Origin of the sequence: Pusillimonas noertemannii (assembly GCF_003096595.1) — a bacterium.
Classification (GTDB): domain Bacteria; phylum Pseudomonadota; class Gammaproteobacteria; order Burkholderiales; family Burkholderiaceae_B; genus Pusillimonas; species Pusillimonas noertemannii.
Genome location: NZ_QEKO01000001.1, coordinates 617,799 through 644,444 on the forward strand (window position 1 = coordinate 617,799; position 26,646 = coordinate 644,444).

Annotated in this window: 24 protein-coding genes, 1 tRNA gene and 1 pseudogene; 17 read left to right on the forward strand and 9 right to left on the reverse strand. The window is 62.8% G+C overall.

The window, feature by feature from the left end; translation table 11 throughout:
- Window positions 1–35 precede the first annotated feature (35 nt).
- The 5 genes from C7440_RS02885 to C7440_RS02905 all read left to right on the forward strand — a co-directional run bounded on the left by C7440_RS02885 (window position 36) and on the right by C7440_RS02905 (window position 4,703).
- On the forward strand, window positions 36–674 hold the full coding sequence (locus tag C7440_RS02885; protein WP_017525751.1) for a YbhB/YbcL family Raf kinase inhibitor-like protein: 639 nt from the start codon (window positions 36–38) through the stop codon (window positions 672–674).
- Window positions 675–907: 233 nt separating this feature from the next.
- Entirely contained in the window at window positions 908–2,152 is a 1,245-nt protein-coding gene (gene glyA, locus C7440_RS02890) for a serine hydroxymethyltransferase (protein ID WP_116517401.1), read from the forward strand.
- Window positions 2,153–2,313: 161 nt separating this feature from the next.
- A complete protein-coding gene (gene nrdR, locus C7440_RS02895) occupies window positions 2,314–2,787 on the forward strand; it encodes a transcriptional regulator NrdR (protein ID WP_026068203.1) in 474 nt (157 codons plus the stop codon).
- Between the two features lie 10 nt (window positions 2,788–2,797).
- Entirely contained in the window at window positions 2,798–3,955 is a 1,158-nt protein-coding gene (gene ribD, locus C7440_RS02900; protein WP_165832424.1) for a bifunctional diaminohydroxyphosphoribosylaminopyrimidine deaminase/5-amino-6-(5-phosphoribosylamino)uracil reductase RibD, read from the forward strand.
- A 115-nt stretch (window positions 3,956–4,070) separates the two neighbouring features.
- Window positions 4,071–4,703 carry a riboflavin synthase gene (locus C7440_RS02905; RefSeq protein WP_116517402.1) on the forward strand — a complete coding sequence of 211 codons (633 nt, stop codon included), beginning with the start codon at window positions 4,071–4,073 and terminating at the stop codon, window positions 4,701–4,703.
- A gap of 100 nt (window positions 4,704–4,803) precedes the next feature.
- On the opposite strand, the gene C7440_RS02910 is transcribed toward C7440_RS02905, so the two are convergent.
- Window positions 4,804–5,541 (reverse strand): GntR family transcriptional regulator, encoded by a 738-nt coding sequence (locus tag C7440_RS02910; RefSeq protein ID WP_116517403.1) that lies wholly within the window; start codon window positions 5,539–5,541, stop codon window positions 4,804–4,806.
- Window positions 5,542–5,739: 198 nt separating this feature from the next.
- Here C7440_RS02910 and C7440_RS02915 point away from each other — a divergent pair, with 198 nt between their 5' ends.
- The 5 genes from C7440_RS02915 to C7440_RS02935 all read left to right on the forward strand — a co-directional run bounded on the left by C7440_RS02915 (window position 5,740) and on the right by C7440_RS02935 (window position 10,604).
- Window positions 5,740–6,828, forward strand: a complete 1,089-nt coding sequence (locus tag C7440_RS02915) for an ABC transporter substrate-binding protein (protein ID WP_243410813.1) — start codon at window positions 5,740–5,742, stop codon at window positions 6,826–6,828.
- Window positions 6,825–7,682, forward strand: a complete 858-nt coding sequence (locus C7440_RS02920; RefSeq protein WP_116517405.1) for an NAD(P)-dependent oxidoreductase — start codon at window positions 6,825–6,827, stop codon at window positions 7,680–7,682. The genes C7440_RS02915 and C7440_RS02920 overlap by 4 nt, the downstream gene beginning before the upstream one ends.
- 65 nt (window positions 7,683–7,747) lie before the next feature.
- Window positions 7,748–9,583, forward strand: coding sequence for a thiamine pyrophosphate-binding protein (locus C7440_RS02925; protein WP_116517406.1), 1,836 nt, complete (start codon window positions 7,748–7,750; stop codon window positions 9,581–9,583).
- Between the two features lie 9 nt (window positions 9,584–9,592).
- Window positions 9,593–10,405 (forward strand): NAD(P)-dependent oxidoreductase, encoded by an 813-nt coding sequence (locus tag C7440_RS02930; protein ID WP_116517407.1) that lies wholly within the window; start codon window positions 9,593–9,595, stop codon window positions 10,403–10,405.
- A 108-nt stretch (window positions 10,406–10,513) separates the two neighbouring features.
- Window positions 10,514–10,604 (forward strand) — tRNA-Ser (locus C7440_RS02935).
- Window positions 10,605–10,660: 56 nt separating this feature from the next.
- On the opposite strand, the gene C7440_RS02940 is transcribed toward C7440_RS02935, so the two are convergent.
- Window positions 10,661–11,569: a LysR family transcriptional regulator gene (locus tag C7440_RS02940; RefSeq protein WP_017525761.1), complete on the reverse strand. Its 909-nt coding sequence runs from the start codon at window positions 11,567–11,569 to the stop codon at window positions 10,661–10,663.
- A gap of 240 nt (window positions 11,570–11,809) precedes the next feature.
- Between C7440_RS02940 and C7440_RS02945 the strand changes: the two genes are divergently transcribed.
- The 3 genes from C7440_RS02945 (at window position 11,810) to C7440_RS19700 (ending at window position 14,576) form a co-directional block, all read left to right on the forward strand.
- Window positions 11,810–12,982, forward strand: coding sequence for an ABC transporter substrate-binding protein (locus C7440_RS02945; protein ID WP_116517408.1), 1,173 nt, complete (start codon window positions 11,810–11,812; stop codon window positions 12,980–12,982).
- A gap of 33 nt (window positions 12,983–13,015) precedes the next feature.
- Window positions 13,016–14,053, forward strand: a complete 1,038-nt coding sequence (locus tag C7440_RS02950; protein WP_116517409.1) for an aromatic ring-hydroxylating dioxygenase subunit alpha — start codon at window positions 13,016–13,018, stop codon at window positions 14,051–14,053.
- A gap of 331 nt (window positions 14,054–14,384) precedes the next feature.
- Complete coding sequence (locus C7440_RS19700) at window positions 14,385–14,576, forward strand: hypothetical protein (RefSeq protein ID WP_133244249.1); 192 nt, start codon at window positions 14,385–14,387, stop codon at window positions 14,574–14,576.
- 10 nt (window positions 14,577–14,586) lie between these two features.
- On the opposite strand, the gene C7440_RS02960 is transcribed toward C7440_RS19700, so the two are convergent.
- The 6 genes from C7440_RS02960 to C7440_RS02985 form a co-directional block, all read right to left on the reverse strand.
- Entirely contained in the window at window positions 14,587–15,744 is a 1,158-nt protein-coding gene (locus C7440_RS02960) for a GGDEF domain-containing protein (protein ID WP_116517411.1), read from the reverse strand.
- Between the two features lie 7 nt (window positions 15,745–15,751).
- On the reverse strand, window positions 15,752–17,806 hold the full coding sequence (locus C7440_RS02965) for a putative bifunctional diguanylate cyclase/phosphodiesterase (RefSeq protein WP_017525766.1): 2,055 nt from the start codon (window positions 17,804–17,806) through the stop codon (window positions 15,752–15,754).
- A gap of 307 nt (window positions 17,807–18,113) precedes the next feature.
- Complete coding sequence (locus C7440_RS02970; protein ID WP_165832425.1) at window positions 18,114–19,112, reverse strand: AraC family transcriptional regulator; 999 nt, start codon at window positions 19,110–19,112, stop codon at window positions 18,114–18,116.
- 137 nt (window positions 19,113–19,249) lie between these two features.
- Window positions 19,250–19,765, reverse strand: a complete 516-nt coding sequence (locus tag C7440_RS02975; RefSeq protein WP_116517413.1) for a flavin reductase family protein — start codon at window positions 19,763–19,765, stop codon at window positions 19,250–19,252.
- A complete protein-coding gene (locus tag C7440_RS02980) occupies window positions 19,762–20,859 on the reverse strand; it encodes an LLM class flavin-dependent oxidoreductase (protein ID WP_116517414.1) in 1,098 nt (365 codons plus the stop codon). The genes C7440_RS02975 and C7440_RS02980 overlap by 4 nt, the downstream gene beginning before the upstream one ends.
- A gap of 129 nt (window positions 20,860–20,988) precedes the next feature.
- Entirely contained in the window at window positions 20,989–22,041 is a 1,053-nt protein-coding gene (locus C7440_RS02985) for a metal-dependent hydrolase (protein ID WP_116517415.1), read from the reverse strand.
- Between the two features lie 227 nt (window positions 22,042–22,268).
- Here C7440_RS02985 and C7440_RS02990 point away from each other — a divergent pair.
- Window positions 22,269–23,477, forward strand: a pseudogene (locus C7440_RS02990) (amino acid aminotransferase).
- Between the two features lie 45 nt (window positions 23,478–23,522).
- Here the strand turns inward: C7440_RS02990 and C7440_RS02995 are convergent.
- A complete protein-coding gene (locus C7440_RS02995; protein WP_116517416.1) occupies window positions 23,523–24,257 on the reverse strand; it encodes a TetR/AcrR family transcriptional regulator in 735 nt (244 codons plus the stop codon).
- A 186-nt stretch (window positions 24,258–24,443) separates the two neighbouring features.
- Between C7440_RS02995 and C7440_RS19945 the strand changes: the two genes are divergently transcribed.
- The 3 genes from C7440_RS19945 (at window position 24,444) to C7440_RS03010 (ending at window position 26,635) form a co-directional block, all read left to right on the forward strand.
- Window positions 24,444–25,196 carry an SRPBCC family protein gene (locus C7440_RS19945; RefSeq protein ID WP_207775370.1) on the forward strand — a complete coding sequence of 251 codons (753 nt, stop codon included), beginning with the start codon at window positions 24,444–24,446 and terminating at the stop codon, window positions 25,194–25,196.
- Between the two features lie 63 nt (window positions 25,197–25,259).
- A complete protein-coding gene (locus tag C7440_RS03005; protein WP_017524763.1) occupies window positions 25,260–26,120 on the forward strand; it encodes an FAD binding domain-containing protein in 861 nt (286 codons plus the stop codon).
- A gap of 20 nt (window positions 26,121–26,140) precedes the next feature.
- Window positions 26,141–26,635 (forward strand): (2Fe-2S)-binding protein, encoded by a 495-nt coding sequence (locus tag C7440_RS03010; RefSeq protein ID WP_017524764.1) that lies wholly within the window; start codon window positions 26,141–26,143, stop codon window positions 26,633–26,635.
- The last annotated feature ends 11 nt before the right edge of the window (window positions 26,636–26,646 follow it).

The following is a 26,646-nucleotide window of genomic DNA, read 5'->3' on the forward strand; positions in this document are numbered from 1 at the left end:
TCCCCTTTCGTGTCAACAGGCCTCAAGGAGTACTCATGAAGCTCACCAGCACATCTTTCGTCGATCAACTGTTCATGTCCGAGCGCAACGCTTTCGGCAAGGTAGACGGGCCGGCCCACGTTGCGCTGGCGGGCAATGCCAATCCGCATCTGGCCTGGTCCGAAACGCCCAAGGGCACGCAGTCGTTCGCCGTCATATGCCACGACCCCGATGTTCCCAGCAAGCCCGACGACGTCAACCAAGAGGGCCGTGAAGTACCCGCCGACCTGCCCCGGGTCGACTTCTTCCACTGGGTGCTGATCGACATCGCGCCGGGTGTCGGCGAGATCGCCGAAGGCGCCTATTCGAACAGCATCACGCCGCGCGGCAAGGGCGGCCCCCTGGCGCCCAACGATACGCGCCAGGGCCTTAACGACTACACGGGCTGGTTCGCGGGCGACCGCGACATGAGCGGCGATTATTTCGGCTACGACGGGCCCTGCCCCCCCTGGAACGATTCCATCGTCCACCGCTACATCTTCACGCTCTATGCGCTCGACATCGCCGAGCTGCCGGTCGAGGGCGCGTTCACCGGCGCCGACGTACTCAAGGCCATGCAGGGCCACATTCTTGCCCAATGCAGCATCACGGGCCTTTACACGCTCAATCCACGCCTGCTGCCCAGCGCCGATTAAGGGCGGGGCTCCTTGCCCGGCCGCGGTCCGAGGCTGCGAGCGGCCCGGATACTCAAGCCAGCATGAACATCGCTCATGCTGGCTTGAACGCTTTTGGCGCAGGCGCCCGCAAAGCGCAAAAATAAGCGCTTTTGGGCTTTCAACCCCGCTTTTCGCCGGGGAACGTCGCGCATTCGCGCTAAAATGGCGTTCCCGCCGAGCAGTATTTGCGCCATACCAATCTAGGAAGCCTCATGTTTGACCGTTCCCGCACTCTTGACCAAGTCGACCCCGACCTGTGGGCCGCAATCCAGAAAGAAAACGTTCGTCAAGAGCAACACATCGAATTGATCGCCTCTGAAAACTACACTAGTCCTGCCGTCATGCAGGCTCAGGGCACGCAGCTTACCAACAAGTATGCAGAGGGCTATCCCGGCAAGCGCTACTACGGCGGCTGCGAATATGTCGACGTGGTCGAGCAGCTGGCCATCGATCGCCTGAAACAACTGTTCGGCGCGGAAGCGGCCAATGTGCAGCCCAATTCGGGTTCGCAAGCCAACCAGGGCGTCTACATGGCGGTGCTCAAGCCGGGCGATACCGTGCTGGGCATGAGCCTGGCCGAAGGCGGCCACCTTACCCATGGCTCGTCGGTCAACGCCTCGGGCAAGCTGTACGACTTCAAGTCGTACGGTCTGAACGACAAAGAAGAAATCGACTATGGCCAGCTCGAAGAGCTGACCAAGCAGCATCGTCCCAAGCTCATCGTAGGCGGCGCGTCGGCCTATGCGCTGCGCATCGATTTCGAGCGCATGGCCCGCATCGCCCACGACAACGACGCCCTGTTCATGGTCGACATCGCGCACTATGCCGGCCTGGTGGCCGGGGGCGCCTATCCCAATCCCGTGCCTCACGCCGATTTCGTCACCAGCACCACGCACAAGTCCCTGCGCGGCCCGCGCGGCGGCGTCATCATGATGAAGGCCGAGTACGAAAAAATCATCAATTCGGCCATTTTCCCCGGCATCCAGGGCGGCCCGCTCATGCATGTCATCGCTGGCAAGGCCGTTGCGTTCCAAGAGGCCCTGCAGCCCGAGTTCAAGCAGTACGCGGCCCAGGTGGTCAAGAACGCCGACGTGCTGGCGCGCACGCTGGTCGAGCGCGGCCTGCGCATCGTGTCGGGCCGCACCGAAAGCCACGTCATGCTGGTCGACCTGCGCTCCAAGGGCATCACCGGCAAGGCCGCCGAAGAAGCGCTGGGCAAGGCGCACATCACGGTCAATAAAAACGCCATTCCCAACGACCCCGAAAAGCCCTTCGTCACCAGCGGCGTCCGCCTGGGCACGCCGGCCATGACCACGCGCGGCTTCAAAGAGGGCGAGGCCGAGCTTACCGCCCACCTCATTGCCGACGTGCTCGACAACCCCGACAGCGAAACCGTCATTGCCGACGTGCGCGCCCGGGTCAACGAACTGACCTCGCGTCTGCCGGTCTATAGCTAGGGCCTGTTGACACTGGAGGGACAACCGCATGAGCGCGCAAATAGCTGACCATCAAGGCGCCAAGCGCAGTCGGGGTGGTTCCCCGGCGAGCATTGGCAACGCAGAGGGGCGGCTATTTGCGCGCTCATGCCACCGCCCGGGTTCGCCGGGCACAGGTCGCCATGAAATGTCCTTTCTGTAGCAGTTTCGATACCCAGGTCATCGACTCGCGGGTTTCCGAAGAGGGCGACACCATACGGCGTCGCAGGCGATGCACCGCCTGCGATCGCCGCTTCACCACCTACGAGCGGGCCGAGCTGCTGATGCCCGCGGTGGTCAAGCGCAACGGCACGCGTGTCGAATACGACCCCGCCAAACTGCGCGGCAGCCTCAATCTCGCCTTGCGCAAGCGGCCGGTCGACACCGAAGAAGTCGATGCCGCCGTTGCGCGCATCGAAGAAAAGCTGCTTACCAGCGGCCGGCGCGAAATCCCTTCCGGCAGCCTGGGCGAGTTGGTCATGGACGAGCTCAAGCATCTCGATCACGTGGCCTATGTGCGCTTCGCGTCGGTTTACAAAAGCTTCGAGAACATCGGCGAGTTCGTGCGGGCCATCGACGAGATCAAGGTGCCTTCCAAGCCCAAGGGCAATTCCTAGGGCAGGCAGCATGAACCCGTCCCACTCGCCCTCTTGCGATTCAGACGAAGCCTGGATGCGGCGGGCCATCGCCCTTAGCCGGCAGTCGCTTTACATCACCACGCCCAACCCTCGTGTCGCCTGCCTTATCGTGCGGGACGGCCGCTTGCTGGCCTCGGGCGTTACCCAGAAGGCCGGGGGGTCGCACGCCGAGGTGATGGCATTGCGCCAGGCGCGCGAAAACGGCGTGTCGACGCAGGGCGCCACCTTCTACGTCACCCTCGAGCCGTGCAGTCATCACGGCCGCACTCCGCCTTGTGTCGATGCGCTGATCCAGGCGCAGCCGGCCCGCGTGGTGGTGGCCATGGCCGACCCCAATCCGCTCGTTTCCGGCCGCGGCCTGGCCAAGCTCAAGGCCGCGGGCATTGCAGTGGGCGGCCCGCTTTGCGCGGCCGAAGCGCTCGAGGTCAACCCCGGCTTCGTGGCGCGCATGACGCGCGGCACCCCCTGGGTATGGCTCAAGACAGCGGCTTCGCTCGATGGACGCACGGCGCTGGGCAACGGCGCATCGCAGTGGATCACAGGGCCGCAGGCCCGCGCCGACGGCCACCATTGGCGTGCGCGCAGCTGCGTCGTGCTGACCGGCGCCGGCACTGTGCTGGCCGATGATCCGCAGCTCAATGTGCGCGAGGTGGAAACCACCCGCCAGCCGATCAAGGCGGTCATCGATACCAGCCTGCAGGTGCCCGAGAGCGCACGCCTGTTCGACGGCTCGCCGGTCTGGGTCTTTACCGCCGGCGGCGATCCGGCCAAGGCGCGGCGTTTGGCCGACCGCAATGTCCAGGTGGTGCGCATGCCGCTGGACAACGGCCGGGTGCACCTGCCCTCGGTGCTGCAATGGCTGGGGCAACACGACATCAACGAGGTGCATGTGGAAGCCGGTTCGGTGCTGAGCGGCGCGCTGCTTCAGGCCGGCTGCGTGGACGAGTTGCTGGTGTACCTGGCCCCCATGCTGCTTGGGGCGGGAAGGCCCATGGCCGAACTGCCCGTGCTGCACGATCTGGAGCAGGCCCTGCGCTTCGAATTTCACGACCAGGCCAGCCTGGGCGGCGACGTGCGCCTGCTGGCCAGGAAGGCGCCGGCATGGCGCAGCCTGCTCGATGCCATTTCCGCGGTGGCCGGCGCCTGACCGGCCGGAGACCGGCCCCCCGGCCCCCCAGGCGCCAGGCGATTCGGGCGGCGCGCCCCCGGGTAAACTCATGCACCAGACACTCTGATCATCCCGCATTACAAGGAAGCAACCCATGTTCACAGGCATAGTGGCCGCGATCGGCACCATTACCAAGGTTAAGCCTCTGGGCCAGGGCGGCCGGCACGACGGACTGCGGCTTGTCGTCCACGCACCGGGCTTTCCCCTGGAATCGACCCGGCTGGGCGACTCCATTGCCATACAGGGCGCCTGCATGACGGTCGTCGAGCTTGCGGGCGATACATTCAGCGTGGATGTGTCGCGCGAGAGCCTGAGTCTTACCGCCGGCCTTGACGCGCCGGGCGAGGTCAACCTCGAGCACGCGCTGCGCCTGGGCGATTCGCTGGACGGGCATCTGGTGTCCGGCCACGTCGATGGCCTGGGGACGGTGGCTTCGTTCGAGCCGGTGGGCGAATCATGGGACCTGCGCATCGACGTGCCCGCGCACCTGGCCAAGTACCTGGCCTACAAGGGGTCGATCACCGTCAATGGCGTAAGCCTTACCGTCAACCAGGTTGAAGATCAGGCGCAGGGTTGCCGCATCCGCATCAACCTCATTCCCCATACTGTCCAGGTTACAACGCTCAAGCATCTGCAAGCCGGCTCGGCCGTCAATCTCGAGGTCGACACCATCGCCCGCTACGTCGAACGCATGGTCTCTTTGGCATCCAAAGGCCAAGCAGGCTAGGCGCGGGCGAGCCGCGTGGTTGATCCCCGCAACGAGCTCGCAACAACGCGCGCATGGCCTTTGCCGGCCAGCCCGAAGTGTAAGCGCGCAGACGCTGCCCTCAGGAAACCGCCCGAAAATACTCGTGATTGCGGGTGTCTATGTGCGACACCCGGTATTCCACCGGCTGGTCGTTGTACGAGAAGGCCACGCGACGCACCTGCAGCACTGGAAGGCCCGGCGGCATGCCGAGCCGCCTGGCGTATTCGTCGTCGGCAATGGCGGCCTGCACGCCTTCTTCGATGCGCACCACATTGATGCCGTAAGCCACCTGGTACAGGTTGTACAGGGTGCTGGGCCGTTGATGCACCTTCTCGGCCGTCAGGCCGGGAAACAGGTCTTGCGAAAGCGTGATGTCTTCGGCCAGCAGGGGCTTGCCCTCGATCGAGCGCACGGTGGCTATGCGGTAGATGCGCGCACCGGTCGCAAGGCCCAGCCTGGCCGCCACGGCCTTGTCTGCCCGGCCCTTTGAGAAGCCTGTGATTTCCAGCTGCGGATAAGTGCGCTGCCCTTCGCCGTCGACCAGATTGAAGAAGCGGAACAGGCGCGGGCCGCGGTGGTGGACCGCCACGAATGTGCCTCGCCCCTGGTGCCTGACCAGGATGTTTTCGGCCACCAGATCATCGATCGCCTTGCGCAGCGTGCCGATGGAGACGCCGAAGCGCGCGCAGAGCTGCTTTTCCGATGGAATCATGTCGCCGGGCTTCCACTCGGCGGCGGACAGCGCCTGCACGATCTGCCTCTTGACTTCTTTGTACAGGGGCAGCCCCGAAGAAGCGGCGGGATCGAGTGTGGGCATGGGACTTTGCATGGGCGGAGAGCAACCGGAATATAGGGTATCGAGGTTCGCTGATTATAGCCAAGCCTTCGCCGGAGAGGTGTTTAATTTCATCCATGTGATACAACTCATATAGTTGACTTTGCCGCAAAGGGCGTCTTATGATGGCCGCTTCGAAACAATGAAGGCGCCATGGCGAGCGCCGGCGGAGACAACATCATGCAATGCGCGTTCAGGCAGGCCAGGCGCAAGGCCCTGGCGCTTGCCGCAGGCTTGCTGTGGGCGGCAGCCGCTTCATTGTCGGCCCATGCCGAAGGCATCGTCGCCTATTCGGGCCCGGATCGCGAAGCGCGGCTGCTGGAAGGCGCGCGCGGCGAAGGCTCATTGACCGTGTACACCTCGATGCGCAATCACGACATGCGAGAGCTGGCCGACGCGTTCGAGCGCAAATACGGCGTCAAGGTCGTCTTCTGGCGGGGCAATGCCCAGAAAGTGCTGCAGCGCACTGTTTCGGAAGCCCAGGCGGGCCGACACGAGGCCGACGTCGTCCAGGCGCCGGCCCTGGTCATGCAGGCCTTGCACGAAGAGAAGCTGCTGCAGCCGCTGTATTCGTCCAATTTCGCTCAATTGCGCCCCGAAGCCCTGAATGACAGCGGCACATGGGTGGCCGTGCGCGCCTATGTCTATGTCCAGGCCTACAACACCGACAAGGTAAGCCGGGACGAACTGCCGGCCAGCTACGAAGACCTGCTCGAACCCAGGTGGAAGGGGCGCCTGGGCGCCGAAGCCAAGGCGCAGGAGTGGTTTCGCACCTTGCTGCAGCAGATGGGCGAAGAGAAGGGGCTGGCCCTGTTTCGCCGCATCGTGGCCGAGAACGGCGTGTCGGTGCGCTCGGGCAATTCGCTGCTGAACAACCTGGTGGTGTCGGGGGAAGTTCCTTTCGCATTGTCCGTGTACAACTACATGCCCGAAAAATCCATGAGCGAAGGGGCGCCGATCAACTATGTGGCGCTGAAGCCCACCATTGCCTACAACGACGGCATCGGCGTCGCGGCCGCGGCGCGCCATCCGCATGCCGCAGCCCTGTTCGTGGACTTCATGCTGGACGAAGGCATGAAGCTGATGAAAAAACAGCAGCACCTGACCATGCACAAGCAGGACGACGAAGTGCTGGAGCGTTTTGATCCCGTCTTCATCGATGCGGCGGCCATGCTCAAGGACTACGACGACTGGACGGTGTTCTACCAGGATGTGATAGCGGGGCGTCCCGCGCAGCTGCCTTCCGAGGGCGAAAAGGGAAAGCAATGAACGCGTTTGATGAAGCCTCGGGCTCGAAAGCCGCGCAGGCGCGCATAAACAGGGTCGGCGTGTTGGGGGCGGGGCGCATGGGCCTGCCCATCATCGGCCATTTGGTAAAGCACGGTTTCCAGGTGGACGTGCATGACACCGATGAGGCAAAGCGCGAGGCTGTACGGGAGGCCGGGGCCCGCTGGCAGCCGGAGGCCGAGGCGCTGGCTCGCGACAGCGAGGCCATGCTGGTATGCGTGGGCTACGACGACGAGCTGAGGCGGCTGGCGGCGCCGGGAGGCCTGTTTTCAAACATGAAGCCGGGGGCAGTGCTGGCCCTGCTTTCCACGGTAAAGCCCGATACGGTGCAACTGCTTGCCCGGCAGGCCGGGCAAGCGGGCGTACATGTGCTCGATGCCCCGGTGTGCCGCGGCGGCCGCGCCGCCGATACCGGCACGCTGCTGACTTTCGCCGGCGGCGACGAGGCTGCCCTCGAACGGCTGCGTCCCGTGCTGTCTGCCTATTCCAGCGACATCGTCCATACCGGGCAGGCGGGTTCGGCACAGATCGCCAAGGCGGCAAACAACATGGTGCTGTGGGCATGCCTGGTGGCGGACCACGAGGCTTTCGCGCTGGCCCACTGCTATGGCCTGGACGTGGAGCGCCTTCGCCAGGCCTTGCTGACAAGCAGCGCGGCCAACGACGTGCTGAAGCATTGGGGCACGAACGAAATGGTATGGGCCGACGACGACCTGGCCATTGTGGCCGACCTTGCCCGGGACTGCGGCATTGCCCTGCCGCAGTCCGAGGTGGTGCGCGAGGTGTGCCGCGACTTGCGGCCCCGGCGCTATCAACTGGAAGCCTACGGACGCTGACTGCGGCCCGCCTCAGGGCTCAACGCCCGGGCCGGAACATATTCATCGATGATCAGAGGAGACACATGAACACCCTTGCCAAACCCACGGAAGTCCTTCCACCCGCCGACGAGATCGGCAACGACGCGCCGCCGCCCGCTGTCGTGCCCTCGGCCCAGCGCTGGGGCTCCGACGTCATCGTCGACCTGCTGCATCAGTACAAGATGCCCTATGCCGCGCTGAACCCGGGCGCCAGCTATCGCGGGCTGCACGATTCCATCGTTAATTATGGCGACAACTATCCCCGCATGATGCTGTGCCAGCACGAGGAAACCGCGGTGCAGATCGCGCACGGCTACGCCAAGGCCAGCGGCAAGCCCATGGTGGCCATACTTCACAACCTGGTCGGCCTGCTGCACGCCAATATGGCGGTGTACTACGCCTATGTCGATCGCGCGCCGATCTTCATCGTGGGCGCCACGGGCCCCATGGACGAATCCAAGCGGCGTCCCCATATCGACTGGATCCACACCGCCAACGTGCAGGGCCAGGCCGTGCGCGACTACACCAAGTGGGACTACCAGCCACATACGGTGGACGGCGTGCCGGAATCGTTTGCCCGGGCCTATGGGGTGATGATGACAGAGCCGCAGGGGCCCATCTACATGTGCTACGACGCCTGGCTGCAGGAAAAGCCGCTCGAGCACGATGTGCCATTGCCGCCTCCGGAGGCCATGGCCGTGCCCACGCCGATGGCGCCGGACCCCGCCGCGCTGCGCAAGGCCGTCGACATGCTGGTACAGGCCGAGCGGCCCGTCATTCTGGTGGAATACGCTGGGCGCCATCATCCGTCTTTCCAGGCCTTGATCGAGCTGGCCGAAACGCTGGGCGCGCCGGTGTTCGACATCAACGCGCGCCTGAATTTTCCCAGCCGCCACCCCTTGAACATGAGCATGGTCAAGGACGTGTTCCGCGATACCGATCTCATGTTGTGCCTGGATGTGCGCGACTGGGAAAAGCCCACCACGGAACTCGTGAGCACCACCCGCGAGCTGGGCGACCTGGTGCCCGCCTCGGCAAAGTGGATAGACATTGGCTTCAGCGATGTCGAGCTGTCGAGCTGGGCCATGGATTATCAGCGCCTGCTGCACGCCGACCTGCGCATTCTGGCGGATACGGCCGTGGCCATTCCGGCCCTGACCGACCTGCTGCGCGAACGCATCGGGGGGCAGACCGACCTGGCCGGCCGCATTGCCCGCCGCAGCAAGGACACAGCCGGCAAGCACCATGCCGCGCGCGCCAAGTGGCAAGAGCAGGCCCGGCGCGACTGGGACGCCAGCCCCATGACCGCGCCCCGCCTGGCCAGCGAGATATGGGAAGTCATCCAGCACGAAGACTGGGTGCTGACGGCCAATACGCTGGAGGACTGGACGCGCAAGCTCTGGGATTTCGACAAGCCGTATCGGCACCCCGGCAAATCGCTGGGCACGGCCACGCAGTTCGGCATATCGCTGGGCGTGGCCCTGGCCCATCGCGACCACGGCCGGCTGGTGGTCGACATACAGCCCGACGGCGACCTGATGTTCGACGCGGGTGCGCTCTGGGTGGCCGCCAAGCACCGGATCCCCATGCTGGTGGTCATGTACAACAACCGGGCTTACTATAACGACTGGGAGCATCAGGTGCGCATGGCCAAACATCGCGGCACGGCGCTCGACCGCGCCCACATAGGCATGGACATGGACGACCCGGCCCCCGACTTTGCCACCCTGGCGCGATCCATGGGCTGGCATGCCGAAGGGCCCATTGAGCGTGCCGAAGACGTCGGGCCCGCACTGCGCCGGGCCATCGAGCAGGTCAAGGCGGGCAAGCCGGCCTTGCTCGACACCATTACGCAAAAGCGATTCGAGTTCAAAAGCTGAAGGTGCATCATGATCAAGACAGTTGGAGTCATAGGCGCCGGACGCATGGGCATGCCCATCGTCGGCCATCTCAATCGAGCCGGTTTCGAGGTGCTGGTCAGCGAACGCGACAGCGGGCGCTGGACGGACATCAAAGAACGGGGAGGACATTGCGTTGAACTGGCCGAGCTGGCCTCAAGGGCCGAGGTCGTGCTGATCTGCGTGGGCTACGAGGTGGAAGTACGCGAACTGCTGTGCGCGCCCGGCGGACTGATCGAACTGGCGCCGCCGGGCGCCATTATTGCCGTGTTGAGCACCACTCACCCCAAGTCCATGATCGAATTCGCCCAATTGGGCGAAGAGCGCGACCTCATCATCATGGATTCGACCGTATGCCGCGGCGCCTGGGCCGCAGACGAAGGCACGCTGCTCTCCTTCGTGGGCGGCGAAGAAAAAGTGGTCGACCGGCTCGAGCCGGTCATGCGCGCTTATTCATCCGATGTCGTGCATACCGGCGGCATCGGCACGGCCCAGGCATCGCGCGCCGCCAACAACCAGATTCTCTGGGCCTGCCTGGTGGCCAACCACGAAGCCCTGGCCTTGGCCCAGACCTACGACGTCAACATCGTGGCGTTGCGCCAGGCCCTGCTCAGCAGCAGTGCCACCAATGGCTCGCTGTCAGCCTGGGGCAAGCAGACCATGGCCTGGGCCGAGGACGACATGGCCATCGTCTCGGAAATGGCGGTGGAAAGCGGGTTGTCGCTGCCCCAGTCGGGCGTGGTGCGCGAGGTATGCCGCGCCCTGAAGCCGCGCCGCTATCGCCTGGAGGAATACGGGCGCTAGCCTGCTGCGGCCCCGGCTTCCCCGATATCTGATAAAATGGCGGACTTCGCTTTGCTTAACCGTATTATGCTTTAACTGCGTCGTGTTTAATGCGGGCGAACCAAAATAGGACAGGTGGCCGAGTGGTTGAAGGCGCACGCCTGGAAAGCGTGTATACGTGAATAGCGTATCGGGGGTTCGAATCCCCCCTTGTCCGCCAGGAATCAAAAGCAAAAGGCCCGCGTGAAGCGGGCCTTTTGCTTTTGCGCCAATGGCTTATTCGCGAAATAGGTCCGTGATGAGGTTTCTGAACCAGACACTTGCTCCGTCACGATGAAACCTGCGATGCCAGTATTGCTTCAGATCATACTGAGGTACTGCCATCGGCAGCTCCAGCAACTTCAGATTGGCAAACCTGGAGTACGCAACGCCCACGGCGCGCGGTACTGTGGCGACGAGGTCGGATTCCTCGATGATCATGGGCAGGCTCATGAAGTGCCGGGTTTCGAGGGCGATCTTTCGCCGGATGCCGCGTTGATGAAGAAGGTACTCGAAGATTTCGTGGCTTCGTCCAGATACATATACCACCATGTGTGCGAGGTCGAGAAATTGCTTCATGCTGAGTCTATTGCCGGGCACCTTGGGATGATCCTCGCGTACGACACATACAAAGGAATGGCTGAAGAGCCTCTGCTGAAAAATTTCGGCCTTGGTCAGATCGGGAAAATAACCGACCGCCAGATCGACCTTGCCTGTTTCAAGCGCGGTTTCCAGCTGCTCGTGGGGCACGGTGGTCGCCCGCAAGCGTATGCTCGGAGCGACGGTTGACAGCCGCTTGAGCAGCTTCGGCAGAAACACCATTTCTCCAATATCGGGTGTGTTGATGGTGAAGGTTCGCGTGGCCACTGCAGCATCGAAGTTCGATTCGTGCAGTACCTGTGTACGCATGATATCGAGCACGCGTGAAATTGACGGCGCCAGGTCTTGCGCCCGAGGGGTGGGCTTCATGCCTACACCAGTCCTGACAAATAGGGGATCGTTCAGCATCAAGCGCAGCTTGGCCAGCGCGGCGCTCATTGCGGGCTGACTCAGACCGACGGCCTGCCCGGCCCTGGTCACGCTTTGGTGTTCGAGCATCGCTTCGAATATAAGCAGCAAGTTCAAGTCAACATGGTTCATGTCCATAACAAAAAACCTATAAGGGGTGAGGGTGCGACTTGCTGTGAAGCGAAAATGTTTTATGCAGGCTAGGCTATGCGGGCATTGGGGGTGGCATCAGGCCGGATCACATTATCCAAAAAACAAATTATACCTATTCGCTGTATCCCGTTGACCCTCTGAAAGCGGGTTTCTATCATGGATCCGGATGCCGCAAGTCTGTAATGCGCATCGATACAAAACTATATAAATACGAGGATCGGAGACATGAATCTAATCAAGCTGTTCACGTCCTGTGCCGCCGCGATTTCCATGCTGGGCGCATCGGTGGCTAATGCTCAGGAACCTATTCGTATCGGTATGGCCTTGCCATTGAGTGGCGTTTTCACCAGCTATGGGCAGCAGGCGAAAAACGGCATACAGGTTTTCATGAACAAGCACGGCACCACTGTGGCCGGAAGGCAGATCGAGATCATATACCGCGATACGGGTGGAGGCAGCGCCGAATCAGGCCACCGGCTGGCGCAAGAGTTTGTCTCTCGCTACAAGGTCGATATATTGGGCGGGTTCCTGATTACGCCCCAGGCTTTTGCGGCGGCTCCTGTCGCAACGGCTGCGAAAGTACCTTTGTTCGTCATGCTGGCGGGTAGTTCCAGCGTCACCGAAAAATCCCCCTATATTGTGCGCACTTCCTATACCAATGCGCAGATGGCCTATCCGTTGGGGCAGTGGGCTGCGAACAACGGCATAAAGACCGCCTACAGCCTAGTGGCTGACTTTGGACCAGGCCACGACGCCGAACATTGGTTCAAGAAAGGATTTACTGAAAATGGCGGGCAAATCGTCGGGGAAACCAGGGTGCCGCCCGCCAACCACGATTTTGCACCGTTTGTTCAACGCATCAAGGATGTGGAGCCGGACGCGGCTTTCGTCTTTCTGCAGGCAGGGGATGCGTCGATCGGCTTCTTGAAGGAGGCGGCTGGCCGCCAGTTAGCCGAAGCGGGTGTCAAGACCTTGGCGCTCGAAGGCTTTACCGACGACGACACACTGGCCGCAGTGGGCGATGCCGCCCTAGGTGTCATTTCAGCCGGTTTTTATACGACCGACTACGACATACCCATGAATACCGAGTTTCTTTCTGGATTCAACGCAGTCGACGGGGGAAAACTGCCGCCAAATTTCATTGCGGTCGCCGCCTATGACGCGATGCGAGTCATTTACTCGGCGCTTCATGAGCTGAATGGCGAGGTTGATTCCGATCGCCTCATAGAAGCAGCCAGGGGAATGCAGGTCGATAGTCCTCGGGGCGTGCTGGTCATCGACAAAGAAACCAGGGATGCCGTCCAGGATATCTACATCCGCAAGATAGAGCGTGTGGACAGCGGTTTGGTAAATCGCAATTTCGACAAAATTCCAATGGTGAAGGATCCCGCGAATTGACAGGCCTACGAGTATTGGAAGACGGAGACGAGCATGTACATACAGAACAGTTGGTACGCGGCCGGCATGAGCCATGAAATTGGTTCAAAGCCTGTGGCTCGAACCATACTCGAGCAGCCTGTCGTGCTGTACCGCATGCAAAGCGGCACAGTGGCGGCGCTGGAAGACCGTTGCTGTCATCGCGGCTTGCCGTTGCAGCACGGGGTCGTTACCGGTGAGCTTCTTGAGTGCGGCTATCATGGACTTGCGTTTGATGGAAGCGGGCGCTGTGTGCGGATTCCAGGCCAGGAGAAGATTCCGGCCAAGGCGGTCATAAGAAGTTATCCCGTTGTAGAGCAGGACGATCTGATATGGATATGGATGGGAGACCCTGCGCTGGCCGACGCAGCCAAAATCATCCAGTACCCATGGCATCGAGATCCGGCCTGGGCCTATAAGGGGAAGTGCACCACCATCAACGCGCACTATCAATTGTTGTACGACAATCTGATGGACCTTTCTCATGTGGGTTATGTGCATAAGAACACCATCGGGGGTGAGCCCGAAGCGCATTCGAACGCTCAGATGAAGACAACGCGAACCGCCGATGGCGTGCATGTCATCCGTTGGCTGCTCGATTCAACGCCGCCGCCTACTTATTCTGCGATGTTCGACTTCAAGGGGAGGGTTGACCGATGGATAGAGATCGAGTTTTCGCCTGGAGCTGTACGTTTGTATACGGGCGCCAAAGATGCGGGGGCTGGAGCCTATGAGGGCAATCGCGACGGAGGGCTGGGATTGAGAACCCTGCACGCTATCACTCCGTCGACGCCCGACAGCACGTACTATTTCTGGAGCATCGCACGCAACGTGAAATTGGATAACCAGGACATCCACGAAAAAGTCTTCCGCCAGATAGAGGCCACGTTTCACGAAGACAAACTCATTCTTGAGTCGCAGCATCAGCGGTTGAAGCAGCGCCCTGATCCATTGGTGGACATTGCCGCGGACGCAGGCGCGGTGCAGGCGCGGCGAGTTATTGCAGAGCGAATTAAAGAGGAAGCTGTTGTACGTAGCCCTTCGATACGTTAGCATTGTTTGGATACGTAGCTTGCTGCTAGGGTTTCATCATGCCGGAGTCTACCTCGAATGCGCTTGCCAACCCGTCTTGCAGGCCGGCAAGCGCCGCGTCTGCCGATCTGCATCGTGCAAGCAGCACTTCGCGTGACATTCGCGCGTCCGCGTGCTGCCAAAGCTGGAGGATAGCCGCAGCCTTCGCCACGTTCTTCGCTGTGACAACGAAGAGTTCTGTCTGATCTACCTGGTCGGTAGTGGGCGCACCTCTGCCGCGCAACGCGGTCACGGGCTTGAAGAAAGGGGTTCAACCCTATAGAATAAGGGTTAACCCTTAGGAGGCTGAACCATGAATGAATTATTAATTTCAGTCTTGTTGGCGACCATGGCGGTTCTGGCGATTGGCGCCGTGCTGCTGCTCGGACTGATAGCCCTGGCCGGAATCGAGCGTCCTCGCGGCGCGGGCCTGATGCAGCGGCTGTTGTGCCGTCTTTCCTTTGACCGACTGGGCTGCTGCGACGCGGCCGGCCGGGCCGGGTAGTTTCCGGCCGCTAAGCCGCTTCGATTCGGTTGCGGCCTAGCGACTTGGCCAGGAACAAGGCCTTGTCCGCACGCCGCAACACGTCTTCGAAGCTTCGGTCGTCATGCCGGCGCGACGAGACTCCGGCCGACACAGTGATGCGGATGGGCTGATCGCCGGTCTTGAAATTAGACGCTTCGATGGCGCTTCGCATGCGTTCCACCGCGGCCCTTGTGCGGGTTGCGTCCATGTCCTTGAACAGTGCGGTGAATTCTTCTCCGCCTGATCTGGCGACCATGTCGGCTGCGCGGATTTCTTCCCGCAAGCGGGTGGCGATGTGAACGAGGGCCTGGTCGCCTGTTTCATGGCCGTAGCGGTCGTTGATGGACTTGAAGTCGTCGATGTCGATTACCGCGACGGCGAATCCGCCCTGCGAGCTGGCCGCCGCGTCAAACATCATTGCCCCGCGTTCGGTGACCGCGCGTCGATTGGGCAGACTGGTAAGGAAGTCGGTGGCGGCGGTATGTTCCAGCCGCAGCCGCAGTACGTCAGAACACAGCATGAGGAACGTGGTGGTGCCCACGATGGGCAGCATGGTCAGGACGATGGCCGACACGACGTTCCAGCCGCTGGCGCCCGACTCTACGTGGAAGTCGGCGGGCACGTCCATCGACAGGTATATGGAGAACCTGATCGAGGTGCTTACGGCCAGCAGCGAGAAAAGCGCGATCAGCAGCTTTCGGCTGGACGAGAACTGGGCTGGGGGGTGCTTGACGAGCGCCTGCAGCGAAGTGAAGGCCAGCGTCAGCCAGGAAAGCGCCGCGATGATCACCCGCACCTTGAAATCGGGAAAGACGGCCGAGAACCACAGTATGCCGATGGTGGCCCCCACGGCGGGCGCATACAGCTTTGGGTCGGGCCGCATGCCATTGACTTCGCGCAATGCCAGGCTGTAGGCGGCAAGCCCGAAAACCATGCCGCCATTGGCCAGTGTCAGCATCAGGGGGCGCGGCAGCGCCTGCCCGAATGCGAACAGGGCGCAGCCCGCGGCGATAAGCAGCGTGCCCCATTGCCAGTACCTTGCCGCCGGCCTGAGCAGTTCGGGCAGGCTGCGATAGGCAAAGGCCAGGACTGACCAGTTGGCAAGTATGGTCAGCGAGATAATGGTAAAGACTGTCTTTGCGTCCACGTTGCCCTCAAGTGTCCAAGCCCGGAAACTCCGCTGCTGGCACGGGGTGGCCCAACAGATAGCCCTGCAGCGCGTCGCAGCCGAGCTCGCTGAGAAATTCCTGCTGGGCCCGGGTTTCGACGCCCTCGGCGACGATCTTCAGTTGCAGTGCCTTGCCCAGCGCGATAATGGCCGAGACGATGGCCGCGTCTTCGGTGTCGCGCACCAGTTCCTTGATGAAGCCCCGATCTATCTTCAGTTCGCTGGCCGGCAGGCGCTTAAGGTAGAGCAGGCTCGAATAGCCCGTGCCGAAGTCGTCTATGGAGATCTTCACGCCCAGGTCGTCCAATTGCTTCAGGATGACCATGCTGGCGTCGACGTTGCGCATGGCGGTCGATTCGGTGATTTCCAATATAAGGCTGTTGGGAGGCAGTTCATGGCGCTTCAGCGCGCTGCGCACGGTCTGGATGAGATCGGCGTGTGCAAACTGCAGGGGCGACAGATGGACCGAAATGGTCCAGTCGCGGCCCTGGTCGCGCCATTGCTTGAGCTGGCGGCAGGCCTCGTCAAGCACCCAGTTGTCGATGTCGATGATCAGGCCGGTTTTTTCGGCGGTGGGAATGAAGTCATCGGGTTGGATCAGGCCGCGATGCGGATGCTGCCAGCGCACCAGCGCTTCGGCACCCCGGATGGGGCCTTCCGGGTCGTCGAACCGGGGCTGATAGTGCAGCAGCAGCTCGCCTTTTTCTACCGCCTGGCGCAGGTCTTGCACCATTTGCAGGTGTTCTTCGGCATTGGCGTTCATCGAGGGATCGAAGAACGAATAGCCGTTGCGCCCCGTGTCCTTGCGATAATACAGGGCGGCGTCGGCGTTGATGAGCAGGGCTTGCGCGTCCAGGCCGTCTTCGGGATAGATGGCGATGCCGATGCTGGTGGAAAGGCGCAGCTCGAATCCGCGTATGCGGTAGGGCCGGGATACCAGCTCGACTATCTTCGCGGCCAGGGTGGCGATGTCTTCGGCCGCTTCGATCTGGCTCAGCACCACGAACTCGTCGCCTCCGAAACGGGCCACGGTGTCTTCCGCGCGTATGCCCGACCTGATGCGTGCGGCCGTTTCGATGAGCAATTCGTCGCCCACGGTGTGGCCATAGACGTCGTTCACCGACTTGAACCCATCCAGATCCATGAACAGCACAGTGAAGCGCGACTTGTTGCGCAGTGCGGTTTGCCGGGCCTGTTCAATGCGGTCTTCGAGCAGGGCGCGATTGGGCAGGCGTGTCAGGGCATCATGCAGGGCCATGTGTTCCAGGGCCTTGTTGGCCTTGTGCAGCGACATGTTCAGCGCGCCCGTGCGCGACGCATGGCGGCTGTCGAGCGCGCTTACGATCAGGGCGATGCCCAGCACGGCGACCGTGACCATGGTAACCAGCACGGACAGCCAGTCGGTGTCGACCCCGAAGTGGGCCGCGCGGCAAATGCTGCCCACCGGAAACCGCGCCGCCGCCATGCCGCTGTAGTGCATGCCGACAATGGCGCAACCCATGACGATGGCCGCGGTGATTTTCAAGGTGGTGCGATGCGCCCCATGCCGGCCCAGGTAGGCGGTGATCCACAAGGCCGCGCCCGAGGCCGTGACGGCGATGAGCAGCGACAGGGCGAACCAGCCGGGGTCGTAGACGATGCGGGGCAGCATCATCATGGCTTCCATGCCCAGATAGTGCATGCCCGCCACGCCCATGCCCATGACCAGGGCGCCCACGACGAGACGGCGCGTGGTCAGCCTGCGCCGGCAGGCGATCCACAGGGCGAAGGCGGATGAGGCAATGGCCACCAGCAGCGAGAGCAGGGTGAGCCCGGGGTCGTAGCCCAGCTCTATGGGCAGGCTGAAGGCCAGCATGCCTATGAAGTGCATGGACCAGATGCCCAGGCCCATGGAGAAAGCCCCGCCTCCCAGCCACCACACGGCTGTCTTGCCGCGGGCCGTACTGATCTGGCTGGCCATGCTCAAGGCCGTATATGACGCCAGGATGGCCACGAGAAGGGAGAAGACGACCAGAATGGCGCTATAGCTGCTGTCAAGCATGTGAACAGGACGGAAAGACAGGGCGGATCATTTTGTGTGCAAGTGTATCCCGGGTGTGATGAGAAGGCTTGGTATGGCACTACCCCCACATGGGTCTTCCCCGTTTCTATGAAAATAATTCATCCAGATGTATTTTTTCGCATGACTCACTCATGTTGATTGGCCGCTTCGCCTAGAGCGTGCCCACAAACCATATTTATGGTTACTATTAGTAACTTCAGGGCTTTTTCGTTTCTGCAAGCGGCTGCCGGCGCGGGCTCATGAGCATGGGCCCGCCGGTTGAGCGCGGGCCTGCCTGACGCTACGGCTAGCCTTTGTGGCGCTTGAGCGTTGCAGAAGGCAATTCATGAAAGCGCTGCTGATAAGCGGCCGAGAACTGGCCCAGGTGCCCGAAGCCCCAGCGCAGGGCGGTTTGCGTTACGGTGGCGCCTGGCCCGGGGGCCGAGAGCTCGGCCCGGGTGGCGTCCAGCCGGAACTCTTTAAGCTGCTGCATGGGCGAAGTGTTGCGGTACTTGCGATAGCCGGCGAACAGGCTGCGCATGCTGACGCCCGCCTGGTCGGCGATGTCGCCCGCGGTAAGGGGCAGATGGGCGTTGTGTTCTATATAGGCCTCGGCGCGCTTGATGAAGCCCGGCGCGATAGTGTCGCAGGGCTTGCCGCCGTCGCCCTGGTTGTGGGGCAGCGTGCCCAGCAGAGACACCATGAGGGCTTCTTCGAACTGGGCGGCGATAAGGGGTTGGTCGAACAGCGAGCCTTCAGAAGCTTCGGTAAGCTGCCATTCGAGCAGCCGCCGCAGCGAGCGTGTGGTCGCGCCTTGCAGCGGGATGGCGGGCGAGAAATTGAGCGGTCCGCCCGTGGGCCGGCCATAGTATTGAGCGCATTGCTGCTCGAACGCGGCGCGCTCGACGCGGATGAAGAATTTTTCGGCGCTGCGCTCGTGGCGCATGCGGAATTCGAGCGCGGGACTGATGATGGTACCCACGCCCGCGTCGGAAAGCACGCTTTGCGCGCCGCAATGTATGCTTTCCTGCCCCGAGATGGGCAGCTGTATAAGATAGAAGTCGTTCAGCTTGCCGGGCTCGATGTCGACTGTGGCGCCATACAGCATGCGGCCGTAGCTTACTTTTTTACCGCGCCGGAAATGCAGCTCGGTATTGAGCGATTGCGACCGGCCCACGACGCGCAGGTCGTGTTCGCAGAAAATCTGGCTGACCTCGTGGCGTACTTCGTCGGCATCGCGCGAGTTGAATCGCGGGAAGCGGCTGAACAAGTGGCGGCGCAAATGAGTGGAATCAGCCGTCTGCATATGCATTGCCTTTGGCGCCGGGCGGGCCCGCATGGCGTTGCGGGTTGTAGGCGATGCGGCGGCCCGGGTGCCTGCAAAATGGAAAAGAACAGTTTAGTCCTAAACCTTTGTGCGGCATCCCGGGGTTTTCCTGGATGTCAGGGTGTCGCCGGCGGCGCGAACGAACCATACTGGCCCTGCCAGTAGGTCAACGGCGGGTCGCCCGGCAGGACGCTGATGTGGGTAACCTTGCCCACGATGAGCGCATGCTGCCGGTGTTCGATCACTTTCTCGATATCGCAGGCGAAGACGGCCAGGGCCCTGCGCGACAGCCATACGCCTTCCGGCGTCTGGCTCCAGTCATCGTCGGCGTAGCGCTGGGCGCCCCGCAGCCCACCTTTGCCTGAGAAGTTCTCGGCCACGTGCTGCTGTCCGCGGCTGAGCACATTGATGCCGAACCGCCCGGCCTTTTCCAGCACGGGCCATGAGGACGATGTCCTGTTGACCGAGATGAGCAGCTCTGGAGGATCCATGGATACCGACACGACCGAGGTTGCCGTCAGCCCGGTGCGTTCCTGGCCGTCGCTGGCGGTGATGACGGACACGCCGCCTGCCATCTGGCGCATGGCCTGGCGAAATGCCTGGTTCAGGTCCTGATTCAAGTTCGGGTTCATGGCTGTTTCTTCCGGATGCCCCGTTTCTCGAGGATGGGCAGTACGTTGTCGCGGAAATAGGGGAACTCGTCGGCGTAATGAAAGAACGACAGGGTGGTTCCGCTGAATCCCGCTTCATGCAGCTGGATGATGCCATCGGCCACCTGTTCGGGGGTGCCGACCAGCGGGAATCCGCCGTGGCCGGCGGCAAAGCGTTCGCGGATCAGGGCTAGCAGGTCGTGCGGGAAGGACTGGGCATGGGCGAACTGCAGGCGGATCAGGTTGTCGACGGCGGCCCAGTCGGCATTGTCCTGCAGCAGTTGCCAGCCTTCTTCCGCCTCGGCCTGGGTGGGCCGGCAGACGACGTGGGCAAAGGTCAGCACACCCACCTTGCGGCCCAGGTCGGCCGCCTGTTGCTTAAGCTGCGCGACTTCCGTCTTTGAGCGGTCCAGGTCGATGGCGGGCGTGAACAGGAAGTTGGCATTGCGCGAGGCGAACTCGCGGCCCAGGCCCGATCCGGCCGCATTGAAGATGGGCGGCAGCGCGGCGGGCTGAGGGTAGCCATAGGTATTCTTGAGATGAAAATACTTGCCGTCCCAGTCGAAGGGGCCGTCGTGTGTCCAGAGCTTCTGGATGATGTCGAACCATTCCTGGGCGTAGCCGTAGCGTGTCTCGTGGTCGTCGGGCAGGGTCAGGCCCAGTGCCTCGTACTCGGGCTTGTTCCAGCCGGCGACGACGTTCAGGCCGATGCGGTCATGGCTTATCTGGGCAATGGTGGCCAGCTGCTTGGCGACGATGACGGGGTGGTTCGCCATGGTGTGGATGGTGCCGAAGACGGTGATGCGCCGGGTGTGCGCCAGCAGGGCGGTGGCCCAGGTAATGGTCTCCAGCACATAGCCATGGAAGTCGGTCTCGCCGCCGTAGCCTATCCAGCGCGCGATGGGCAGCATGAAATCGATGCCGGCGTCGTCCAGCAGCTTGCCCAGCCTGAGGTTGCTTTCCCAGTCGGCGGGCCAGCGGCCGGGCAACTTGGAAACGGTCATGCCGCCTGAACAGTTGCTGGCGAAAGTGCCGAGCAGGAAGTGGTCTTTTTCAATGAAGGGATGGGTGTGCATGCCTGTCTCCGGTTTCTTGTGCGGGGTTGAGCGCTTTGAGTCGGTGCTTCTTGTGGCTCAACGGTAAGACGGAAGAAGGGGGGCGGGCTATCGGATTTGCGCAGGCACTATCCTGTTCGTGCAGGAATCTTAGTCTTGGCTTTGCGTCATGCGCCGGGCCCAGGCGGCCACGGGCAGGGCGGGGGTTTGCAGCCAGACGCGGCGCAGGACAGCCCATAGTTCCGAGGTGCCGCGCTGGCTGGGCCAGAACTCGGGGGTTCGGGGCTGCCAGGGGGCGTTGGGCGAGGGGCGGTCGGCGAACAGGAAGCGGAACGAGTAGTAGCCGGCACCCAGGCCCATGCGCAGGTCCGATACGACGAGCTGGCCGTCGATCTCGTCGTAGCGCAGCCAGTCGCCCGAGAACCAGCGCAGGCCGTCCAGTTGTTCGAAGGGGGGCATGGCTCGGGTCAGATCGGTGTTCAGGGGCTGGCGCAGCCATTCGGGCGGCTGGCGGTCCAGGACGCCGGCGGTGGATTCGTAATAGTGGCCGTCCGGGCTGCGTGCAACGACGCGCCACAGCAAAATGGTAAAGGGCTGCGGTGTCGAGAACATGGCCTGCACCGCCACGCTGTCGCGCTCGAGCTGGTGCCGCACGCGGTGTTCCACCACCTGCTTGAAGGCGATCGAGGCGGCCAGGTAGATGCAGCACCAGGCCAGGGTCCATCGCAGGGCGCGCCGGGTTCGGTCGCCGGCGCCGACCAGCAGCGCCGCAAGCACGGCCAGGGTCAGGGGCGCGGTGAAGAAAGGGTCGATGATGAACAGGGTGGACCAGGCCGTGGGCGTGGGGCGCAGGGGCCACAGCAGCTGGGTGCCATAGGCGGTAAAGGCGTCGAGAAGGGGGTGGGTGATCAACGCCAGCCATATGGCCCAGAACAGGCGGCCGGCGCCGTAGTGGGGCGAGGGCTTCCAATGCCGCAGGGCCGCGGTCAGGATGATGGCCAGCGCCGTCAGGACAAACAGCGAATGCGAGAAGCCGCGATGGTTGATCATGGCGGACACGGGGTCGGCGTAGCGTATGACCACGTCCAGGTCGGGCAGGGTGCCCAGTACGGCGCCCGCGACGACGGCCTTGCGCCCGTGGAAGCGGCCCAGCATGGCGCCGCAGATGCCGGCGCCCAGGGCGGCTTGTGTGATCGAGTCCATAACGGCCAGGCAAATTCGGGAAAGCGCCAAGGATAACAGGCATGCGCTGCCTTTTTTGCCCGCTGCGCATTTTGCGGGGCGCGGGGCTTTGGCCGCCTGTGTATCCCGGGCGTCGGCGCGGGCCTGCGAAACCGGCGGCAGAGGTAGAATATACGACTTGTCATCAACGCTCTGCCGGCGGCCAGCCGCGTCTTTCGACCGCCATGGCGCCGGCCCAAGGAAGAACCTTGTTCAGTACGCTTTCGGCCTATGCAGGCGATCCCATACTTTCTTTGCAGCTTGCCTACCGTGACGACGAGCGGGCCGATAAAGTCAACCTGAGCATCGGCCTTTATTACGACGAGCAGGGCCGCATCCCGCGCTTGAATTCGGTTCAAGAGGCGGCCAAGGTAGTGAACGCTTCTACGGCGCCCTGCGTCTATCTGCCCATGAGCGGCAGCCCTGCCTACTGCCGCGCGGCGCAAGGCCTGGTGTTCGGCGCCGATTCCGAAGCCCTTCAGGCGGGCAGGGTGGCCACCATCCAGACGCTGGGCGGCTCGGGGGCGCTGAAGGTGGGCGCCGACGTGTTGCGGCGCTTCTTTCCGGGTTCGGCGGCGCGCATCAGCGGCCCCACATGGGACAACCACCGTGCCATACTCGAGGGCGCGGGCTTCGAAGTCGACGTCTAACCCTACTTCGATCATGCCAGCCAGCGGCTCGATTTCGATGCCATGGCAAGCTACCTGCGCACCCAGCCGGAGCAGACCGTCGTGGTCCTGCACCCCTGCTGCCACAATCCCACCGGAGCCGAACTCAGTACGCAGCAGTGGGACGAGATCGTGGCCATCGTGATCGAGCGCCGGCTCATTCCCTTCCTCGACCTGGCCTACCAGGGCCTGGGCGAAAGCTTCGAGCGCGATGCCTACCTGGTGCGCGCCCTGGCGTCGGCCAATGTGGCCTTCCTGGTCGCCAATTCGTTTTCCAAGATTTTTTCACTGTACGGTGAGCGCTGCGGCTCGCTCAGCATGGTGTGCGCCAATGCAGACGAAGCGTCGCGGGCGCTGGGCCAGATGCAGCAGGCGGTGCGCCGCAACTACTCCAGCCCGCCCGCCCATGGCGGCCACCTGGTCGAGACCGTGCTGCTCGACCCGGCACTGCGCGCCATGTGGGAAGCCGAAGTGGCCGAGATGCGGGGCCGCATCCACGAAATGCGCGGTCGCCTGCACGAAGGCCTGCTGCGCCATCACCCCGATTACGACTGGGGTTTCCTGCTGGCGCAAAGCGGCATGTTCAGCTATGCGCCCGTTCTGGCGCCCCACATGGACAGGCTCATCCAGGCCCATGGCGTCTACATCATCGAGTCAGGCCGCATCTGCATCGCCGGGCTCAACAACCAGAACGTCGATCGCGTGGCCAAGGCCTTTGCCTCTGTGCTGAAGGAAGCAACGGCCGCCTGAGGGCGGCTCGTGCGCCCGGGCCCGGGCCGCGAGGGCCGTGCGTCCTTATGTCTGTGCGGAAGGGCGCTCCAGGTCCGCGCCGGCGGTCCGCCGCCCCGTTGCGGCATTCGCCTGCGGCGCAAACAGGGCAAAGGCGCCTGCCACATAGGCCTTGACCCGGTCGCTGATAATGGGCTCGATCTCGGCCGGGGTAGGCAATTGATACACCCATTGCTGTATGCCCATGTAGAAAACGCCCCCATGCAGGCCCCACACCAGCTGGATCTCACGCTCGGTGGCGGGGCTTTCATCATCGATGCCCAGGTGGCGGCGCGTTTCGCGCACGATGCGCGGAAACAGCTTGGTCTTGAGCATGCTTAGATATTTATCGGGGATATAGCCGTCGCTCAGGCCCGAGAAAATCAGGATGCGCACCCATTCGGGCGTCATGACGCTGCAGGCGTAGTCCTGGTAGAACAGGACCAGTTTTTTTTCAAGATCCAGGCTGTCGTCATCCAGCCATTCTTCCCATTGCGGCTTCCATCGGCCCAGGTACACCTGCTGGTACACCCGTTCTATCAAGGCTTTCTTGGTGGGAAAGTAGTGATACAGCAGCGGGTGGGTGATGCCTATTTCCCGGGCCAGGTCGCGCGTCTGTCCGTCCAGGCCACGCTTTGAAAAGAAGGCGATGGCGCTGTCCAGAATCTGCTGTTCCCGCTCTTGCGCGCTGAGGCGCTGCCGGGTTCCTGGAGTCTTGGTCGCGGGCTTGGCCTTGCGGGCTCTGGGCGTGGTGTTGGACATGAAGGCTGGTCGCTGCCGTGAAGGCTGAAAGAATAATCCGGAATGCCGCTTGCAGGCTCATTGTATCTACTTGCCGTTGACATTATTTACCACATGGTCAACAATATGGCAAAAGAAAGTGGGTTCCACACTGCGCGATACACAGGCTTGTATCGCGACATTAAAAATACCAGAGAGACAAATCCCATGGAGCTACTTGGCCAGCAACTTATTGGTGCGAACAGGCAGACGGTGTGGAACGCGCTTAACGATCCAGACATTCTTGCCCAGTGCATCCCGGGCTGCGAAGAAATCTCCCGCCTGTCCGAAAACCAGCTGCAACTGCGCATCATGGTCAAGATAGGGCCGGTCCGTTCGCGGTTCGCCGGCACGCTCACGCTCGAAGACATCAATGCCCCGGCCAGCTGCACGCTGGTGTTCGAAGGAACCGGCGCGGCGGGCTTTGCAAAGGGCGGCTCAAGCGTCGTCCTGTCCGAGCAGGGCGAGCAGACCAGGCTCGAGTATGCCGCCAAGGCCTCGGTGGGCGGCCGGCTGGGCCAGATCGGCGGCCGGCTGATCGAATCGTCGGCCCGCAAGATGGCCGATGAATTCTTCAGCGCCTTCCAAAGCGTGTTGTCGGGCGGCGCCGATGCAGGCGCCCAGGACAGTGCCGAGGCGGGCACCCTGGGCGGTATCGATGCCGCGGCCGTGCCTGGCGCACGCAGCATCGGGGCGCCGCCTTCTTCCGGGCAAGCCGCCCTTGCCGATGCCGGGGCGTCCGCCGGCGGCCCGGCGCAAAAGAACGGCGCGGCCACAGGCCGGCCTGCGTCCACGCCAGCGCCCGCCAGGCACGCGCCGGCCGCGCCCATGCTGGCTGGCTGGCGTCCCGAGCTGTATCGCGCCTTCTGGTTCTGCCTGGGCGTCTTCTTTACCTTGCTGGTCGGTCGCTGGCTGCCCTGATCCCAGGCGGGCCGGCTTGTCTGCAGTACTTTCTTGTGCCCCGGGGCGCATGCGGAGGCGGCAATGAAAGCCCCATCATTCGACTATATAAGGCCAGGCTCGGTAGACGAGGTGCTCGAGCTGCTGGCCACGCATGGCGACGACGCGCGCATCCTGGCCGGCGGGCAGACCCTGATGGCCACCCTCAACATGCGCTTGTCCGAGCCAGAGCTGCTCATCGACATCAATGCCATCGAGTCCCTGAAGGGCATCGAGCTGCGGCAGGGGGCCTTATGGATAGGCGCCATGGCGCGGCACAGCCACGTCGAAGATTCCCCCCTGGTTGCCGAGCATGCCCCCATGCTTGCCCAGGCGGCTCCGCACGTGGCGCATCGCGCCATACGCAACCAGGGCACGTTCGGTGGTTCCATCGCCTTTGCGGATCCGGCCGCCGAATGGCCGGCCTGTATCGTGGCGCTCGACGCCGTGCTTCACCTTGCGGGTCGGCAGGGTGTGCGCAAGGTGCCCGCCGTCGAGTTCTTCCTTGATCTCTACACCACCGAACTGGCGGCCGACGAGGTTCTGCTGGGCTGCGAGATTCCCATTCTTGCGCCGGGCAGGGCCCAGGTCTTCCAAGAGCTGGCGCGCCGCCATGGCGACTATGCCATCGTGGGCGTGGCCGCCGCGGCGAACCTGCGTGGCGGCGTCTTTCACGACATGCGCCTGGTGTTCCTGGGCATGGACAACACACCCGCGCGGGCGCTCGACGTCGAGCAGTGGCTCGAGGGCAAGGCGCCCGACGAACAGGCGCTTGCCCAGGCAAGACAACTGCTTGACGACGTGCTGCAGCCATCCGCCGATCTATACAACAGCACCGCTACAAAAATGCACCTGGCCGGCGTGCTGATGGGCCGGGTCCTGAGAAAACTGGCCGAAACGGCCTGACGCCCGCCAAGGAGACAACCATGGCTGAATCCATACAAATAAAAACACGCATCAACGGCGTGGAAGGAAGCTACCGGGTCGAGCCGCGCCTGCACCTGGTGGATTTCCTGCGCGACCAGCTCGAGCTGAAAACGGCCCGGGTCAGCTGCGAGCATGGCGTTTGCGGCGCATGCACCGTAAGGCTCGACGGCGAGATCATCCGAGGCTGCCTGTACCTGGCCGCGCAGGCCGATGGCCATGACATCGAAACCATAGACGGCGTCAGCGACACGGGCGAACTGCGCGAACTGCAGCGTGCCTTCCATGACAAGAACGCCGCGCAATGCGGCTTCTGCACGCCCGGCATGCTGCTTACGGCCGCGGCCCTGCTGCGTGAAAAACCCCATGCCACCCGCGAGCAGGTGCGCGAATACATCTCGGGCAACTACTGCCGCTGCACGGGCTATCACGCCATCGTCGACGCGGTGTGCGAGGTGCTTGAACAGCAGCGCCAGCCGCGCGCCATACGTGCTTAGGGAGGGCTCAT

What these genes read in the sequence shown, in the direction of transcription:
- C7440_RS02885 (WP_017525751.1), top strand. Translation starts at nt 36, where the DNA reads ATGAAGCTCACCAGCACATCTTTCGTCGATCAACTGTTCATGTCCGAG.
- glyA (WP_116517401.1), top strand. Translation starts at nt 908, where the DNA reads ATGTTTGACCGTTCCCGCACTCTTGACCAAGTCGACCCCGACCTGTGG.
- nrdR (WP_026068203.1), top strand. Translation starts at nt 2,314, where the DNA reads ATGAAATGTCCTTTCTGTAGCAGTTTCGATACCCAGGTCATCGACTCG.
- ribD (WP_165832424.1), top strand. Translation starts at nt 2,798, where the DNA reads ATGAACCCGTCCCACTCGCCCTCTTGCGATTCAGACGAAGCCTGGATG.
- C7440_RS02905 (WP_116517402.1), top strand. Translation starts at nt 4,071, where the DNA reads ATGTTCACAGGCATAGTGGCCGCGATCGGCACCATTACCAAGGTTAAG.
- C7440_RS02910 (WP_116517403.1), bottom strand. Translation starts at nt 5,541, where the DNA reads ATGCCCACACTCGATCCCGCCGCTTCTTCGGGGCTGCCCCTGTACAAA.
- C7440_RS02915 (WP_243410813.1), top strand. Translation starts at nt 5,740, where the DNA reads ATGCAATGCGCGTTCAGGCAGGCCAGGCGCAAGGCCCTGGCGCTTGCC.
- C7440_RS02920 (WP_116517405.1), top strand. Translation starts at nt 6,825, where the DNA reads ATGAACGCGTTTGATGAAGCCTCGGGCTCGAAAGCCGCGCAGGCGCGC.
- C7440_RS02925 (WP_116517406.1), top strand. Translation starts at nt 7,748, where the DNA reads ATGAACACCCTTGCCAAACCCACGGAAGTCCTTCCACCCGCCGACGAG.
- C7440_RS02930 (WP_116517407.1), top strand. Translation starts at nt 9,593, where the DNA reads ATGATCAAGACAGTTGGAGTCATAGGCGCCGGACGCATGGGCATGCCC.
- C7440_RS02940 (WP_017525761.1), bottom strand. Translation starts at nt 11,569, where the DNA reads ATGGACATGAACCATGTTGACTTGAACTTGCTGCTTATATTCGAAGCG.
- C7440_RS02945 (WP_116517408.1), top strand. Translation starts at nt 11,810, where the DNA reads ATGAATCTAATCAAGCTGTTCACGTCCTGTGCCGCCGCGATTTCCATG.
- C7440_RS02950 (WP_116517409.1), top strand. Translation starts at nt 13,016, where the DNA reads ATGTACATACAGAACAGTTGGTACGCGGCCGGCATGAGCCATGAAATT.
- C7440_RS19700 (WP_133244249.1), top strand. Translation starts at nt 14,385, where the DNA reads ATGAATGAATTATTAATTTCAGTCTTGTTGGCGACCATGGCGGTTCTG.
- C7440_RS02965 (WP_017525766.1), bottom strand. Translation starts at nt 17,806, where the DNA reads ATGCTTGACAGCAGCTATAGCGCCATTCTGGTCGTCTTCTCCCTTCTC.
- C7440_RS02970 (WP_165832425.1), bottom strand. Translation starts at nt 19,112, where the DNA reads ATGCAGACGGCTGATTCCACTCATTTGCGCCGCCACTTGTTCAGCCGC.
- C7440_RS02975 (WP_116517413.1), bottom strand. Translation starts at nt 19,765, where the DNA reads ATGAACCCGAACTTGAATCAGGACCTGAACCAGGCATTTCGCCAGGCC.
- C7440_RS02980 (WP_116517414.1), bottom strand. Translation starts at nt 20,859, where the DNA reads ATGCACACCCATCCCTTCATTGAAAAAGACCACTTCCTGCTCGGCACT.
- C7440_RS02985 (WP_116517415.1), bottom strand. Translation starts at nt 22,041, where the DNA reads ATGGACTCGATCACACAAGCCGCCCTGGGCGCCGGCATCTGCGGCGCC.
- C7440_RS02995 (WP_116517416.1), bottom strand. Translation starts at nt 24,257, where the DNA reads ATGTCCAACACCACGCCCAGAGCCCGCAAGGCCAAGCCCGCGACCAAG.
- C7440_RS19945 (WP_207775370.1), top strand. Translation starts at nt 24,444, where the DNA reads ATGGAGCTACTTGGCCAGCAACTTATTGGTGCGAACAGGCAGACGGTG.
- C7440_RS03005 (WP_017524763.1), top strand. Translation starts at nt 25,260, where the DNA reads ATGAAAGCCCCATCATTCGACTATATAAGGCCAGGCTCGGTAGACGAG.
- C7440_RS03010 (WP_017524764.1), top strand. Translation starts at nt 26,141, where the DNA reads ATGGCTGAATCCATACAAATAAAAACACGCATCAACGGCGTGGAAGGA.